The organism is Leifsonia soli (genome assembly GCF_013408745.1).
GTDB lineage: Bacteria > Actinomycetota > Actinomycetes > Actinomycetales > Microbacteriaceae > Leifsonia > Leifsonia soli.
This window is the reverse complement of record NZ_JACCBJ010000001.1, coordinates 1,329,751-1,345,920: the sequence shown is the minus strand read 5'-3', so window position 1 is coordinate 1,345,920 and position 16,170 is coordinate 1,329,751. Positions and strand designations below refer to the sequence as shown.

Below are 16,170 nucleotides of genomic sequence, written 5' to 3'. Positions count from 1 at the left end.
CTTATTGCAGCCGGGTCCGCGCGGCGCGGACCCGGCTGGTCGTCCTAGAGGGTGTGCAGCGGCTTGCCCGAGAGGTACAGGAAGGCCTCGCCGAGCGACTCGTTCTGCGTGGGGTGCGCGTGGATGAGGGGCGCGATGTCCTCGGGGTACGCCTCCCAGTTCACGGCCAGCTGCGCCTCGCCGATGAGCTCGCCGACGCGGGCGCCGATCATGTGCACGCCGACCACGGGGCCGTCGTTGACGCGGACGACCTTGACGCTGCCGTTCGTGCCGATGATCTCGCTCTTGGCGTTGCCGGCGAGGCTGTAGTCGTAGCTGCTGACGCTGTCGGCACCGTACTTCTCGACTGCCTTGGCCTCGGTGAGGCCGATGGAGGCGACCTCCGGGTCGCAGTAGGTGACCTTCGGGATGTTGACGTCGGGGATGACGATCGGGTTCAGGCCCGCGATCTCCTCGGCGACGAAGATGCCCTGCTGGAATCCACGGTGCGCGAGCTGCAGACCGGGCACGATGTCGCCCACGGCGTAGACGCCGGGGATGTTCGTGTGCAGGCGCTCGTCGGTGATGACGAAGCCGCGGTCCATGGTGACCCCGACCTCCTCGAAGCCCAGACCCTGGGTGAGCGGGCCACGGCCAACGGCCACCAGGAGGACATCGGCCTCGACGGTGTCGCCGTTCTCGAGGGTCACGACGACGCCGTTCTCGTTCTGGGTGACGCCCTGGAAGCGGATGCCGAGGCGGTAGTCGATGCCGCGGCGACGGAACGCGCGCTCCAGCGACTTGCTGATCGACTCGTCCTCGTTCGGGACGAGGTGGGGCAGCGCCTCGATGATGGTGACCTCGGAGCCGAACGACTTCCACACGCTGGCGAACTCGACGCCGATGACGCCGCCGCCGAGCACGGCCACCTTGCGGGGGACGAAGTCGAGCTCGAGAGCCTGCTCGCTCGTGATCACGCGGCCGCCGATCTCGAGGCCCGGAAGCGAGCGTGAGTAGGAGCCGGTGGCCAGGATGACGTTCTTGCCGACGATCGTGTCGTCGCCCACCTGGACGGTGGTCGGGGAGGTCAGGCGACCCTCGCCCTCGATGACGGTGATGCCGCGGGCCTTCACCAGGCCCTGGAGGCCCTTGTACTTCTTGGCGACGATCCCCTTGCGGTACTCGCTGACGCCGTTGATGTCGACGCCCTGCAGCTGGGTCACGATGCCGTACTTCGACGACTCCCGCGAGTAGTCGGCCACCTCGGCCGCGTGGAGCAGCGCCTTCGTGGGGACGCAGCCGCGGTGCAGGCAGGTGCCGCCGACCTTGTCCTTCTCGATCATGCCGACGGTGAAACCGAGTTCGGCCGCACGCAGCGCCGCTGCGTAGCCTCCACTCCCACCGCCGAGCACCACAATGTCAAAGTTCTGCTCAGACACCCAGCTACTCCCTCGCGCATCAGGATCATGTGACACGATTTGCCGCCCAGAGGGGTGGCTCCGGGAGACGTGTTGATGGGCGGGATTTCCCGCCCATACGACCCTACTACTTCCGGGAAAAGCTCTCGGCCAGACGGATGAGCGCCCTTACGCTGACGGCGGACGGCCCCTTGCCGGTGAAACCGTACGGAGCGGCGGGGCTCTTCGCCGGCCCAGCGATGTCGAGGTGCGCCCATGCGATGCGCGGCGCGTCGTCCGCGTCGCCGGTGCGGCCGACGAACTCCTGCAGGAACACGCCGGCGAGCAGAGCACCGCCCGCGGTGTTGCCCGGGTTGGCGTTCGCGATGTCGGCAACGTCCGAGTTGATGGTCGCGCGCAGTTCGCCGGGGAGAGGCATCGGCCAGAGCAGCTCGCCGGTCTCCTTGCCGGCCGTGAGCACCTGGTCGACCAGGTCGTCCGAGCCCATCACCGCGGCGTATCGGGTGCCGAGGGCGACCATCGCGGCGCCGGTCAGGGTGGCGACGTCGACGATCGCATCGGGCTGCTCCTCGCTCGCGGCGACGAGGCCGTCCGCGAGCACGAGCCGGCCCTCGGCGTCGGTGTTGAGCACCTCGACCGTCCGCCCTCCGCGGATGCGCAGCACGTCGTTCGGGCGGATCGCCGACCCCGACGGCATGTTCTCCGCGAGGCACAGCCACGCCGTGACGCGCACCGGCAGCGCCAGACGCGCGGCGGCGAGCACGACGCCGAGCACCGTCGCGGCGCCGGTCATGTCGTACTTCATGCCGACCATCCCCGTCGCCGGCTTCAGCGACAATCCGCCGGAGTCGAAGGTGATTCCCTTGCCCACCAGCGCGAGGTGCCGGGCGGCGCCGTCGGGGGAGTAGGACACCTTGACCAGGCGCGGCGGGCGGGTCGAGCCCTGCCCGACACCGAGGATGCCGCCGAAGCCCTCCACCGCGAGCTGCTCCTCGTCCCACACGGTCACCGTCACGGGAAGGTCCGACGATGCGGCCTGCGCGCGCTCGGCGAACGTCTCGGGGTAGAGGTCGAGCGGGGGAGTGTTCACGAGGTCCTTGACGAGGGCCGCGGCCTCGGCGACGGCGGTGGCGCGGGCGACCAGCGCACCGGCGTCGGACGCTGCGCCGAGCACCTCGACGGAGCCCACCGGGTCCTTGACCGCGGCACGGCTCTTCTCGCGGTACTCGGTGAACGCGTACGCGCCGAGCGCAGCACCCTCGACCACGGCGCCCAGCTGCGCGTCGCCCTCCGCGGGGAGGTCGAGCGCGACAGCGCCCGCGCCGGCCAGCTGCCGCACGGCACTGCCCGCGGCGTAGCGGAGGGCGTCCTCCCCGGTCTCCGGCAGCCCGATCACGGCGAGCGACGGACCGGAGCCCTGAGCGGGCAGGCGGACCAGCTCGTCCTTGCCTCCGGCGAAACCGACGTCCCGCAACTGCTGCGCCAGTTCGTCCCCGCCGCCGCCGGACAGCACGGTCACACTGTCGCGGGCGACCCGGGCGGCGACCACAAGGACGTCGGCGGGGCCGGTGGGGGTGGATGCGTCGGTCACGGTCAGCGCGGGAACGGTCATGTCTCGACCCTAACGCGCACGCGCGTGCCGTCCCGGCCCGTCGGGGCCGCGGCCGTGTTCGCTGTGGGCGTTCCCGCACCCGGCGGAGACCCGGCTCCCGCCGCCGGGGTCCGCTCTAGAGTTGAGGTATGCGTGACCCCGGCGAACTGTTCGAGCTCAACCCGGCACTGGCTGTGCCGGAGGGATTGCCGCTGGTCGCGGGGCTGACCGGCTTCGCCGACGCGGGCTCCGGCGTGAGCCAGCTGGGCACCTATCTGCTCGGCACGCTCGACAGCGAGGTGGTCGCCACCTTCGACGCGGACATCCTGCTCGACTACCGCGCCCGCCGTCCCATCATCTACTTCGATCAGGACCACCTCACCGACTACCAGCCGGCGACGCTCAAGCTGTACCTCGCGTACGACGAGCTGCGCCAGCCGTTCCTGCTGCTCTCCGGCTTCGAGCCGGACTTCCGGTGGGAGGCGTTCACGGAGGCCGTTCTCGGCCTGATCGAGCGCTACAAGGTGAAGAGCGTGACCTGGGTCCACTCCATCCCGATGCCCGTCCCGCACACCCGGCCGATCGGGGTGACGGTGAGCGGCAACCGGACCGAGCTCATCGACTCCATGTCGATCTGGAAGCCGCACACGCAGGTGCCCGCGAACGCCCTGCACCTGCTGGAGTACCGCCTGCAGCAGCTGGCGTACCCGATCGCCGGTTTCATCCTGCTGATCCCGCACTACCTCGCCGACACCGAGTACCCGGCGGCGGCGATCGCCGCCCTCGACTCGATCAGCGCGGCGACGGGCCTCATCTTCCCGACCGACCGCCTGCGTCAGGAGGACCGCGAGTTCGTCGCGAACATCGACGAGCAGGTCGCGGGCAACACCGAGCTGGGCCGCCTCGTCGGCACGCTGGAGGAGCGGCACGACTCCTATATGGAGGACACGCAGCTGCGCTCTCCGCTGACCGACAGCGACGGCGAGCTGCCGAGCGCCGACGAGATCGCGGCGGAGCTGGAGAACTTCCTCGCCTTCCGCCGCCATGGCGACGAGGAGAACGGGCGCGGCGAGCGCTGAGCGCTTACGCCTGACCCCGCGTCCGCGTCGGCGCGCGCGGGCATGCCCGGACGACGGGCATAGGATCGTTCGGTGAACTCGCGTCGCTCCTGGATCGTCTACGGGATCGGTGTCTTCGCGTATCTGATCGCGGTCATGCAGCGGACGACCATCGGCGTCGCCGGGGTCGCGGCGACCGACCGCTTCCACGTCTCCGCCTCCGTCCTCTCCACCCTCGCGGTCGTCCAGCTGATCGTCTACGCGGGGATGCAGGTGCCGGTGGGCGTGCTCATCGACCGCATCGGGTCGCGCGTCCTGATGATCGCGGGCACCGCTCTGATGGTCGTCGGACAGGTCGCCGTCGCACTGGCACCGAGCATCGCGATCGCGATCGTCGGGCGCATCCTGGTCGGAGCGGGCGACGCGACGGTCTTCACCTCTCTCATGCGGCTCACCAACTCGTGGTTCCGCGGGAAGATCGTCCCGCAGCTGTCGCAGTGGATCGGCAACGTCGGCCAGCTGGGACAGGTGCTGTCGGCCGTCCCCTTCGCGCTGCTGCTGCACCTCTCCGGCTGGACGGTCGCCTTCCTCACGGCCGCAGCGCTCTCCGTCGTCGCCCTGGTGGGCATCGTCGCCGCGGTCACCGACCGCCCGGTCGGCGCGAGCGAGGGGCCGCGCCCGGTGTCCTGGTCCGACTCGCTGCGGCAGCTGCGGATCAGCCTGGCGCGCCCGGGCACGCAGCTCGGCTTCTGGTCGCACTTCGTCACGCAGTCCTCCGGAACGGTGTTCAGCCTGATGTGGGGCATCCCGTTCCTCGTCTTCGCCATCGGCATCGAGCCGGCGGAGGCGTCCGCCCTGCTCACCGTGCTCGTCGGCGCCGGCCTCATCTCCGGTCCGATCCTCGGCATCCTCACCGCCCGCTTCCCGATGCGCCGAAGCAACCTGGTGCTCGCGATCGTCGGCCTGATGGCGGCCGCGTGGACGCTGGTGCTGCTCTGGCCCGGGCAGCCGCCGCTCTGGACCGTGATCGTCCTCATCGCGGCGATCGGGATCGGCGGCCCGGGGTCGCTCATCGGCTTCGACTTCGCCCGCACATTCAACCCGCTGCACAGCCTCGGCTCCGCGAACGGCATCGTGAACGTCGGCGGCTTCCTCGCCAGCTTCGTGATGATGTTCCTGATCGGCGTCTCGCTCGACGTGCAGGCGCACGGGGCGGGCGGGGATGCGCAGCTCTACCAGCTGGACCACTTCCGCTGGGCGTTCGCCATCCAGTACGTGATCGTCGGCATCGGAGTGGGGTTCCTGGTGCACGCACGCCGCCGCACGCGTCGTCGGCTGAAGGACGACGAGGGAATAGAAGTGGCCCCTCTGTGGGTTGCACTCGTCGGAGCGTGGAGGAGGCGCGGCGGGCGCGAAGCGCTGTAGGGGCGCAGGCGGCGTCCCGATTCGATCCGAGATGGCCGTACGTGGTCGGGGGCTCACGTGGAGCGTGCAATAATTGACGTCTGGACCCGTTCATGTCCCTGGGCCGGAGCATTTGACGATGCCCGGCGCAATCACCCAGGACTTGACATGGGTCTTAGTAGTGTCCGCACGCAAACCCTGAGCCAGGCTCGGCCGTCAGGATCCCGGCCCCTCTGCTTGGTATGAAAGGTGTTCACATGGCAACCCGTGCAGCAACGAAGACCCGCGATGCGGAGGTCGAGGTCGACGAGACCGTGACCGTCGCCGCGGAGGAGACGGCGAAGCCCGCCAGGAAGACCGCCGCGAAGGCGGCTCCGAAGAAGGCTGCGACGAAGACGGCTGCGAAGAAGCAGACCGCGTCGAGCAAGGCGAAGGGCAGTGCGGCGGACGACGACGAGATCGACGACGACGCCGAGGTCGAGATCGACGTGGAGGACGTGGCCGTCGTCGCGGACGACGACGCGGTGGCGGACGACGCGGACGAGACGGAAACGACCGACGAGGCCGACTCCGACGACGCCGATGGCGACGACGCCGAGGGCAAGAAGCCCGCGGTGACCATCCCGGTCGGCGACATCCCGCTTCCGACGGACGCGCTCGTGCTGCGCGCCGTGGACGAGGACGACGACATCCCCGTCTACTCCTCGACGATCACCGGCGCGACGGCCGACCCGGTCAAGGACTACCTGAAGCAGATCGGCAAGGTCCCGCTGCTGAACGCGGCCGAAGAGGTCGAGCTCGCCATGCGCATCGAGGCCGGTCTGTTCGCGGAGGACAAGCTCGCGAACACCCCGAACCTGAGCAAGGAGCTCGAGCGCGAGCTGAAGTGGGTCGCCCGCGACGGCCAGCGCGCGAAGAGCCACCTGCTCGGCGCGAACCTGCGCCTCGTGGTCAGTCTCGCGAAGCGTTACACCGGTCGCGGGATGCAGTTCCTCGACCTCATCCAGGAGGGCAACCTGGGCCTCATCCGTGCTGTCGAGAAGTTCGACTACACGAAGGGCTTCAAGTTCTCGACCTACGCCACGTGGTGGATCCGTCAGGCGATCACCCGCGCGATGGCGGACCAGGCGCGGACCATCCGCATCCCGGTCCACATGGTGGAGGTCATCAACAAGCTGGCCCGCGTGCAGCGTCAGATGCTGCAGGACCTGGGCCGCGAGCCCACCCCCGAGGAGCTGTCGAAGGAACTCGACATGACCCCGGAGAAGGTCATCGAGGTGCAGAAGTACGGTCGCGAGCCCATCTCGCTGCACACCCCGCTGGGTGAGGACGGCGACAGTGAGTTCGGCGACCTGATCGAGGACACCGAGGCGGTCGTCCCGGCCGACGCGGTGGGCTTCACGATGCTGCAGAAGCAGCTGGAGAGCCTGCTCGACTCGCTCTCCGAGCGCGAGGCGGGCGTGATCCGCATGCGCTTCGGCCTCGGCGACGGGATGCCGAAGACGCTCGACCAGATCGGCGACACGTTCGGTGTGACGCGCGAGCGCATCCGCCAGATCGAGTCGAAGACGATGGCGAAGCTGCGTCACCCGTCGCGTTCGCAGTCGCTGCGCGACTACCTCGAGTAAACCGGTGCGGTACCGACTGGCGGTCATCGCCGGCCGCCTCGCCCGCTGGCTCCTGCGCCTGCGGGGAGGCGGCTCCGCGGTCCCCGGCCGGGTCGCGCTGGCCATCGCCCCGAAGTTCCTGGAGCGCGCGGTCAGCCGTCTCCCGCTCGGCGTCGTGTTCGTGTCCGGCTCGAACGGCAAGTCGACGACGACCAACATGCTCACCGCGATCCTGCGCGAGCACGGGCTCGACGTGTTCACGAATCCGTCCGGCGGTAACCTGCCGCAGGGCATCGCGTCCGCGCTGCTCGCCGACGTTCCGCTCGACGGCTACGTCCGCGGCGACGTCGGTGTGATCGAGGTGGACGAGGCCTACGGCGTCGACCTCGCGCGCGTTCTGAAGCCGCGCGGTTCGCTGCTGCTCAACGTCCAGATCGACCAGCTGAACCGCTTCTTCGAGCCGACCCGTGTGATCGGGATGCTGCGTTCGATCGCGGAGGGCTCCTCGGAGTTCGTCGTCGTGAACGCGGACGACGACAGCCTCGCCCGGGTGGGCGCCGAGCTGGCCTCGGCGGGGCGGGATGTCTCCACCTTCGCCGTGGCGCCGTCGATCATCGAGGCGTCGCCCAACGGCCTGGCCAACGTCAAGGACCTGACAGGCGCGGCCGCTGGCGCGCTGCCCATCCCCTCGGTGTTCGTCAGCAAGCTCGAAGTGCAGAGCGCGCAGCTGACCATCGGCGGCGAGAACGTCCGGATCGGTCTGCCCGCGCGCGGCCTGCACTACGCGGTGGATGCGGCGGGCGCGACCGCGACGGCGAGCCGGCTGCTCGGCGACCGGTTCCAGCCGAATGCCGTCGTCGCCGCGATGGCCGCGCTCCGCACGGTGTACGGCCGCGGCGAGACGCTGCACGTCGGCGACGAGGACATCGAGATCATCATGATGAAGAACCCGCCGAGCCTGCAGCTGAACCTCGACTACCTGAGCGAGTCGCCGGAACAGGTGTTCGTGTCCGTCGACGAGGGCACGCCGGACCCGTCGTGGGTGTACGACATCGACCTGTCGAAGCTGACCCACGTCGACGTGGTGTCCGGAACGAAGGCCTGGCAGTTCGCGACGCGGTTCGCCTACGCCGGCATCGAGGTCGACCAGGTCGTCCCCGAGCTGAAGCCCGCGCTGCAGGCGTTCCTGGCGCTGCCGAAGCCGTCGCGCGGCACCAAGACGATGATCGTGAACTACGAGCAGATGATGCTCATCCGCAAGCAGCTCGGCTTCCTCGATCTGGAGGGCGGCGAGCGATGACCGTTCTGCGCATCCTGCACCTGTACCCGGCCGAGCTCGGGATCAACGGCGATGCGGGCAATGTCCTTGCTCTGGCTGAGCGCGCCCGCTGGCGCGGAGTCGAGGTCGACGTCGTGACCCATGCGCCGGGCGCGGAGCTGCCGGCGAGCGCCGACATCGTTCACATCGGTTCTGGCCCGCTCTCGGCGCAGCGCGCCGTCCACGACGACGTGCTGCGGATTGCGCCGCGGCTGCGCCAGTGGCGCGACGCGGGAGTGCCGTTCGTTGCGATCGCAGGCGGCTGGCAGCTGCTTGGAACCCAGCTCGAGACCCCGGACGGCGAGGTGCTGGCGGGCGCAGCGGTGTTCCCGTCGCGCGCCGCGCTCGGGGGCAAGCGGCACGTCGGCGAGATCGTGGTGCGGCTCGCGGACGGCACGACGATCGCCGGCTTCGAGAACCACTCGGCCCGCACCGTGCTCGACGGCGCTGAGCCGCTCGGTCGCGTGGTGCGCGGCACGGGCAACGACGGCTCGGTGGAGGGCGTGGTGGTCGGCTCCTCGATCGGAACCCACCTGCACGGACCGCTGCTGCCGATGAACCCGGTGCTGGCCGACCGCCTGCTCAGCGCCGCACTGCGCGGCGAGCTTCCCCCGGTGCCGCAGACGGAGCGCGTGGACCGCTACGCGACGAACGCGCGCCGCGCGATCGCCGACCGCCTCGGCGTCTCCCTCTGACCCGGGCCTGATCCCGTCGAGTGGTGACTCGTCGCCGCTACTTCCCCCGAGTGGCGACATGATGTCGCACCTCGGGCTGAGTGGCGACATGATGTCGCACCTCGGGCCGCGAGGGGCGGGGGTCAGTTGATGTAGACGCGGGGGACGCGCGCGGCGACGCCGGTGATCATCTCGTCGGCGATCGTCTCCGCCCAGTCGGCGTAGGTCTCGGCGGTGGGCTCGCCGTCCGTACCCGAGCCGAACAGGATCGCGGTGTCTCCGACCTCGACCCGGTGCGCTCCCGCATCCACCAGCATGCTGTCGGCGGCGACCTCGATCACGGGGCAGCGGCGGCCGTTCAGCTGGATGGACGTCTTGGCGATGCCGAGCGTCGGCACGCCGTCGGCGTAGCCGATCCCGAGGCGGGCGTGCGTCGTGCCTCCGACGTGGATCTCGGTGACCGGAGCCTCCAGGCGCATCGCCGGGATGAGGCCGAGCTCGCCGCCGGTCGAGTCGTCGAACGGGGAGAAACCGTAGGCGGCGATGCCGAATCGCACGAAGTCGAAACGCGCCTCGGGCATCCGGATGCCCGCCGAGCTCGCGGCCAGGTGCAGCACCCGGAACGAGGCGCCCAGGCGCTCCGCCTGGACGACCGCCGAGCGGAACTCGGCGAGGGCGGCCTCGTCGTCGGCGATCGAGGCGTCGGCCAGATGCGACCAGGCGGCGCGGATGCGGATCACGCCGCGCTCCTGCAGCTCGAGGGCCGCGCGGATCAGGCCGGGCCACTCCTCCCGGGTGGCGCCGTTGCGGCTCAGCCCGGTATCGACCTTCAGGTGGACGATCGCTGGGCGGTCGGCTCCCGCTGCGGCGATGGCCTCCAGTTGCCAGTGCGCCGAGACGCCGAGCTCGATGTCGGCCTCGATCCCGGCGCGCCAGTCGGTGTCCTGGCCGTGCAGCCAGGCGAGCAGCGGGACGGTGATGCCCGCGCGGCGGAGGACCAGCCCGGCCGGAATCTCGAGCACGGCGAGCGAGGTCGCTCCGGCTTCGAGGCCGGCCTCGGCGACCGGGAGCAGCCCGTGGCCGTAGGCGTCCGCCTTCACCGCGAGCATCGTCTGCGCCGGTGCGATGAGGCGGGTGAGGTGCGCGACGTTGTGCCGCACGGCGGCGAGGTCGATGACGGCACGGGGGAGCGGCTCGGCGACGGCATCCACGATGGTCACGCGCTGTACGTCCTCTCGATGCGGCGGCCGAGCCGGCTTGTGATGACCGGAGCGGCGACGCCCAGCGCATCCGCCCAGTCCCGCACCGTCGGCTCACCGCGGTCCGGGTCGCCGAACAGGACGACCGGATCGCCCGGACTGGCGGTGTCGTCGCCGATGTCGACCACGAACTGGTCCATGGCGATGCGGCCGGTGATGCGGCCGACGGTGTCGCCGACCTTCACCGGCGCCTTGTTGGAGGCGACGCGCAGGATGCCGTCGGCGTAGCCGAGCGCGACCAGCACGAGCGTGCTGGGCCGGGCCGTGCGGTAGGTGTAGCCGTACGAGACGCCCCGGTCGGCGGGGACGCGTTTGACGGCGATGATCTCGCCCTCGAGACGCATGGCCGCCGGGCGCGGTCGTTCGAGGTCGAGGCCGAAGAGCTCCGGGCCGAGCAGGGATGCGCCAGGGGCGCTCCCGACGACCGCGTCGACGGGCAGACCCTCGTCGGCGAGTGCCGCGGCATCCTCGACCCGGGAGACGAGAAAACCGCCGACCCCCGCATCCGTCAGCGCACGAGCCACGGGGATGAGCCCGTGTCCGTACGCGTCGGCGCGGAGATCGGCGGTGCAGTCGGGGAGGGACGAGATCGCGGCGGCTGCCGTCGAGCGGATGACGGAGAGGTCGACGTGGGCGCGTCTGCGCACACCTGTTCCTGGTGTCATCCTCCGGTCAGCCTCGCGATTCGCGATGGGGTCGCGTTACGCGCGCTGCTCTTCGAACAGGCGAGCGGTCTCGTCGTGCCAGCTGTGGGCGATCTGAGAGAGCTTCTCCTGGTGCTTCTTGCCGTGGTGGGCGCAGAAGAGGAGTTCGCCGTTGTTGACGACGACGCGGATGTACGCCTGCGCGCCGCAGCTGTCGCAACGGTCCGCGGCCGTCAACTGCGGCCCCGATGCGAGCTCGTCAACCGCCCCGTTCTCCGAGGTGAGTGTCGACATGTGATGCTCCTTTCCGTCGCAACCGCTTGAACTCGGTACGTCTATAGAACCACGGATGCCCGGCAATCGGACGCGCATCGCCTGCTATTTCGCTCAACGCGTAGCCTCGGCGCCCGCCGGGTGTCGGTGACGGGGGCTGCGCCGCCCGGCGCTTAGTCTGGAGGAGCACGTGCGCCCGCACCCGGATGGGCGCGCCGGAACCACAAGGAGCACCCGTGGCGAGTTCGGACTATTCGGCCAGGCACCTCTCGGTGCTCGAGGGGCTGGAGGCCGTGCGCAAGCGACCGGGCATGTACATCGGCTCCACCGACTCCCGCGGCCTGATGCACTGCCTGTGGGAGATCATCGACAACTCGGTCGACGAGGCCCTTGCCGGGCACGGGTCCGACATCGAGGTCATCCTGCACGCCGACGACAGCGTCGAGGTGCGCGACCGCGCCCGCGGCATCCCCGTCGACATCGAGCCGAAGACGGGCCTTTCGGGCGTCGAGGTGGTCTTCACCAAGCTGCACGCCGGCGGCAAGTTCGGCAGCGGATCGTACGCGGCCTCCGGGGGACTCCACGGCGTCGGCGCTTCTGTCGTGAACGCCCTCTCCGAGCGTCTCGATGTCGAGGTCGACCGCGACGGCAAGACCTGGGCCATGTCCTTCCACCGCGGCGAGCCCGGCATCTTCGACGACAAGAAGGGCGAGCCGGGGCCGGACAGCCCGTTCGCCCCGTTCGTCAGCGGCAGCGAGCTGCGCGTCGTCGGCAAGGTCGCGAAGGGCGTGACCGGCACGCGCATCCGCTACTGGGCCGACCGGCAGATCTTCACGAAGGGCGCCGAGTTCTCGACGGACGACCTCGTCGGCCGCGCCCGGCAGACGGCGTTCCTCGTCCCGGGGCTCGCCATCTCGATCGACGACAAGCGACCGGCCGCGGACGGCGCCGGGCCGGCCGGGCGGACCACCTTCCGCTACGAGGGCGGCATCTCCGAGTTCGTCGACTTCCTCGCACCGGACAGCCCGATCACCGACACCTGGCGGCTCACCGGGGAGGGGCACTTCACCGAGACCGTCCCGGTGCTGTCGGACACGGGAGCCATGCTCCCCACCGAGCTGAAGCGCGACTGCCAGGTCGACATCGCGCTGCGCTGGGGCACCGGGTACGACACGGTCATGCGCAGCTTCGTCAACATCATCGCGACGCCGAAAGGCGGAAGCCACCAGGCCGGGTTCGACCAGGGGATGCTCAAGTTCCTCCGCCAGCAGGTGGAGCAGAACGCCCGCCGGCTCAAGGTGGGGACGGACAAGCTCGAGAAGGACGACGTGATGGCCGGTCTCACCGCCGTGCTCACGGTCCGCCTCCCCGAGCCGCAGTTCGAGGGGCAGACGAAGGAGATCCTCGGCACGCCCGCTGTGCGTGCGATCGTCGCCAACGTCGTCCAGAAGGCCATGGCCGAGCGGTTCGGCTCGTCGAAGCGCGACGACAAGGCGCAGTCGGCTCTCGTGCTCGACAAGGTCGTGGCCGAGATGAAGTCCCGCATCTCGGCCCGCGCCCACAAGGAGACGCAGCGCAGGAAGAACGCGCTGGAGACCTCATCCCTCCCCGCGAAGCTGGTCGACTGCCGCTCGAACGACGTCGCCAACAGCGAGCTGTTCATCGTCGAGGGCGACTCGGCGCTCGGCACGGCCCGCCGTGCACGTGACAGCGAGTACCAGGCGCTGCTGCCGATCCGCGGCAAGATCCTGAACGTGCAGAAGGCGTCCATCTCGGACATGCTGTCGAACGCCGAGTGCGCGGCGATCATCCAGGTGATCGGCGCAGGCTCCGGCCGCAGCTTCGACCTCTCGGTGGCGCGGTACGGCAAGGTCATCATCATGTCGGATGCGGATGTCGACGGCGCCCACATCCGGACACTGCTGCTGACGCTGTTCTTCCGCTACATGCGGCCGATGATCGAGGAGGGCCGCGTCTTCGCCGCCGTCCCGCCGCTGCACCGCGTCGTCGTGGTGAACCCGGGGTCGAAGCCGAACGAGACGATCTACACGTACTCGGAGGCGGAGCTGCAGGCCGTCCTCGCCGACCTCAAGAAGCGCGGCAGGAAGTACCAGGAGCCCATCCAGCGCTACAAGGGTCTGGGCGAGATGGATGCGGACCAGCTGGCGACCACGACGATGGACCGCGCGCACCGCACGCTGCGCCGGGTGCGCGTCCCCGACGCCGAGGCCGCGAACCGCGTCTTCGAGCTCCTGATGGGCAACGACGTCGCCCCGCGCAAGGAGTTCATCATCGCCGGGGCCGACGACCTCAGCCGCGCGCGCATCGACGCCTGACGAAGCCGCGCCGCCCCACCGTCGAGTCCGCAAACTTTGCACGCGACACGCCGTGCGGACGTGCAAAGATCGCGGACTCGACGGTGGGGCGCAGAGTGGGCGGGAGGGTCAGCCGATGCGGCGGCCGATGGAGCCGACGACGGTGTCGAGCGGGGTGCCGGAGCCGTCGCGGCGGGAGCCGCCCTCGGGGAGCGCCCGCGCAGCGCCGTCCGGCGCGACCGCCTGAGCGGGAGTCGGACCGGCCCATGCGAGCACCAGCTCGTTCTCGCCCTTGAGGAACCGCTGCGCGCGCACACCGCCGGTGGCGCGGCCCTTCGCCGGGAACTCGGCGAAGTCGCTGACCTTCGCCGAGCCGGGGTCGGCGCCGGGAAGGGTGGCGTCGCTGGCGGCGATGGTCGCGACGACCGCGCCGTCGGCCTCTTCGGCCGAGACGGCGCCGAAGTAGATGACGTGCGCGCCGGCGCCGAGGTTGATGCCCGCCATGCCGCCTGCCGCGCGGCCCTGCGGTCGCACGTTCGACGCGGCGAACCGCAGCAGCTGAGCGTCGCTGGCGACGAACACGAGCTCGTCCGCGTCGGTGACCGTGGTGGCGCCCACGACCTCGTCGCCCTGTTTGAGCCCGATGACCTCGAACTCCGGCTTGTTGGCCCAGTCGCCCGCCGCGACGCGCTTCACGACGCCCTGCGCGGTGCCGAGCGCGATCGTGCGCTCCGAGTCGAGCGACACGAGGGCGAGGACCCGCTCCTTCTTGTCCGCCAGTGCGAGGTAGTCGCCGATCTTGACCCCGGCGGCCGGCTGGATGGAGTTCGCCGGCACCGCCGGAAGGTCGACGGGGGAGAAGCGGATGAGCCGGCCCCGGTTCGTGACCGCGCCGATCTCGCTGCGGCTGGTGGTGTCCAGCTGCGACAGGATGGCGTCGTGCTTGCTGCGCCGGGCCGGCGGCTGGATGCGGTCGAGGCCGCCCTCCGCTCCGTCCGCGCCCGCCACAGCGTCCACGCGCAGGATGCGCCCGGTCGTCGAGAGGTACACGCGCGTCGGCACATCGGCGACCTCGAGCTGCACGGTCGCCGCCTTGCTTCGCGAGGCCCCGGCGATCGACGGCTTCGCCTCGGTGAGCAGCGTCCGCCGCGGCGTGCCGAAGGTCGCGGCCACCCGCTCCAGCTCGTCCGACACCAGGTCGTTGATGCGCTGGCGCGAGGCGAGGAGCGCCTCGAGCTCCTCGATCTCGCGGCGGAGCTGATCGCGCTCGGTCTCGAGCTCGATCCGGCTGAACTTGGTGAGGCGGCGCAGCCGCAGCTCGAGGATGTAGTCGGCCTGCAGGGTGCTCAGGTCGAACACCTGCATCAGGCGCCCGCGCGCCTGCTCCGTGTCGTCGGAGGTGCGTATGACCTGGATGACCTCATCGATGTCGAGGATCGCGACGAGCAGGCCCTCGACCAGGTGGAGCCGTTCCTTGCGACGCGCCAGGCGGAACTGCGAGCGGCGCGTGACCACGCTGATGCGGTGGTCGAGGTACACCTGGAGCAGGTCGCGCAGGCCGAGCGTCTGCGGTCCGCCGGCCACCAGGGCCACGTTGTTGATCGCGAAGCCCTCTTCGAGCGGCGTGTAGCGGTACAGCTGCTCGAGCACCGCCTCCGGGCTGAACCCCGTCTTGAGGCCGATGACCAGCCGGAGTCCGTGCTGGCGGTCGGAGAGATCGGTGACGTCGGAGATGCCGTTGAGCTTCTTGGAGTTGACGCCGTCCTTGATCTTCTCGATCACCTTCTCCGGGCCCACCAGGTAGGGCAGTTCGGTGACGACGAGGCCGCTCTTGCGCGCCGTGATGGATTCGACAGTCACCTTGGCGCGCATCCGGAAGCTGCCGCGTCCGGTCGCGTAGGCGTCGCGCACGCCGGCCAGGCCGGCGATGGTGCCGCCGCCGGGGAGGTCGGGGCCGGGGACGTACGCCATCAGGTCGTCGAGCGTCGCATCCGGGTTCTCGAGCAGGTGCCGGGCGGCGCCGACGACCTCGATGAGGTTGTGCGGCGCCATGTTGGTGGCCATGCCGACCGCGATGCCGCTGGCGCCGTTGACGAGCAGGTTGGGGAACGCGGCGGGCAGCACGTCCGGCTGCATCAGCTGGTTGTCGTAGTTGGGGACGAAGTCGACGACGTCCTCGTCGAGGTCCTCCGTCATCGCGAGGGCCGCGGCGGCCAGGCGCGCCTCGGTGTACCGGGCGGCGGCGGGGCCGTCGTCGAGCGACCCGAAGTTGCCGTGCCCGTCGACCAGCGGGACGCGGAGGGTGAAGTCCTGCGCCATACGCACCAGGGCGTCGTAGATGGCGCTGTCGCCGTGCGGGTGCAGCTTTCCCATGACCTCGCCGGTGACGCGCGCCGACTTGACGTGCCCGCGGTCGGGGCGCAGGCCCATCTCGGTCATCATGTAGAGGATGCGGCGCTGCACGGGCTTGAGGCCGTCGCGGGCGTCCGGGAGGGCCCGCGAGTAGATCACCGAGTAGGCGTATTCGAGGAACGAGCCCTGCATCTCGGTCGTGACGTCGACGTCTTCGATGCGTTCCGTCGTTCCGGCGGCGGGCTTGTCGTCTGCAGGTGTCATTCGGGCATTCTGTG

General features: G+C 70.2%; 12 protein-coding genes. 6 read left to right on the top strand and 6 right to left on the bottom strand.

The window, feature by feature from the left end:
* Positions 1 to 44 precede the first annotated feature (44 nt).
* Both lpdA and BJ963_RS06525 read right to left on the bottom strand, forming a co-directional pair.
* Entirely contained in the window at positions 45 to 1,418 is a 1,374-nt protein-coding gene (gene lpdA / locus BJ963_RS06530; RefSeq protein WP_089910224.1) for a dihydrolipoyl dehydrogenase, read from the bottom strand.
* Positions 1,419 to 1,524: 106 nt separating this feature from the next.
* Complete coding sequence (locus tag BJ963_RS06525; protein ID WP_179455415.1) at positions 1,525 to 3,009, bottom strand: leucyl aminopeptidase; 1,485 nt, start codon at positions 3,007 to 3,009, stop codon at positions 1,525 to 1,527.
* Between the two features lie 128 nt (positions 3,010 to 3,137).
* Between BJ963_RS06525 and BJ963_RS06520 the strand changes: the two genes are divergently transcribed.
* The 5 genes from BJ963_RS06520 to BJ963_RS06500 all read left to right on the top strand — a co-directional run bounded on the left by BJ963_RS06520 (position 3,138) and on the right by BJ963_RS06500 (position 9,070).
* Positions 3,138 to 4,067, top strand: coding sequence for a proteasome assembly chaperone family protein (locus tag BJ963_RS06520; protein ID WP_179455413.1), 930 nt, complete (start codon positions 3,138 to 3,140; stop codon positions 4,065 to 4,067).
* Between the two features lie 72 nt (positions 4,068 to 4,139).
* On the top strand, positions 4,140 to 5,471 hold the full coding sequence (locus BJ963_RS06515) for an MFS transporter (RefSeq protein ID WP_179455411.1): 1,332 nt from the start codon (positions 4,140 to 4,142) through the stop codon (positions 5,469 to 5,471).
* 236 nt (positions 5,472 to 5,707) lie between these two features.
* Positions 5,708 to 7,078, top strand: coding sequence for an RNA polymerase sigma factor (locus BJ963_RS06510; protein WP_179455409.1), 1,371 nt, complete (start codon positions 5,708 to 5,710; stop codon positions 7,076 to 7,078).
* Between the two features lie 4 nt (positions 7,079 to 7,082).
* Complete coding sequence (locus BJ963_RS06505) at positions 7,083 to 8,357, top strand: MurT ligase domain-containing protein (RefSeq protein ID WP_179455407.1); 1,275 nt, start codon at positions 7,083 to 7,085, stop codon at positions 8,355 to 8,357.
* Positions 8,354 to 9,070 (top strand): type 1 glutamine amidotransferase, encoded by a 717-nt coding sequence (locus BJ963_RS06500; protein ID WP_089910241.1) that lies wholly within the window; start codon positions 8,354 to 8,356, stop codon positions 9,068 to 9,070. Before BJ963_RS06505 ends, BJ963_RS06500 begins: the two co-directional genes overlap by 4 nt.
* 122 nt (positions 9,071 to 9,192) lie before the next feature.
* Here the strand turns inward: BJ963_RS06500 and BJ963_RS06495 are convergent, their stop codons facing one another.
* The 3 genes from BJ963_RS06495 to BJ963_RS06485 are packed head-to-tail and all read right to left on the bottom strand — an operon-like array spanning position 9,193 to position 11,246.
* A complete protein-coding gene (locus BJ963_RS06495) occupies positions 9,193 to 10,269 on the bottom strand; it encodes an alanine racemase (RefSeq protein ID WP_179455405.1) in 1,077 nt (358 codons plus the stop codon).
* Entirely contained in the window at positions 10,266 to 10,955 is a 690-nt protein-coding gene (locus BJ963_RS06490; RefSeq protein ID WP_179455403.1) for an alanine racemase C-terminal domain-containing protein, read from the bottom strand. The genes BJ963_RS06495 and BJ963_RS06490 overlap by 4 nt, the downstream gene beginning before the upstream one ends.
* 54 nt (positions 10,956 to 11,009) lie before the next feature.
* Positions 11,010 to 11,246, bottom strand: coding sequence for a DUF7455 domain-containing protein (locus BJ963_RS06485; protein ID WP_018191296.1), 237 nt, complete (start codon positions 11,244 to 11,246; stop codon positions 11,010 to 11,012).
* Between the two features lie 215 nt (positions 11,247 to 11,461).
* On the opposite strand from BJ963_RS06485, the gene BJ963_RS06480 reads away from it, so the two are divergent.
* Positions 11,462 to 13,561 (top strand): DNA gyrase subunit B, encoded by a 2,100-nt coding sequence (locus BJ963_RS06480; RefSeq protein ID WP_179455401.1) that lies wholly within the window; start codon positions 11,462 to 11,464, stop codon positions 13,559 to 13,561.
* Between the two features lie 108 nt (positions 13,562 to 13,669).
* Here BJ963_RS06480 and BJ963_RS06475 read toward each other — a convergent pair whose 3' ends face one another.
* Entirely contained in the window at positions 13,670 to 16,156 is a 2,487-nt protein-coding gene (locus tag BJ963_RS06475) for a DNA gyrase/topoisomerase IV subunit A (RefSeq protein WP_179455399.1), read from the bottom strand.
* Positions 16,157 to 16,170 lie beyond the last annotated feature (14 nt).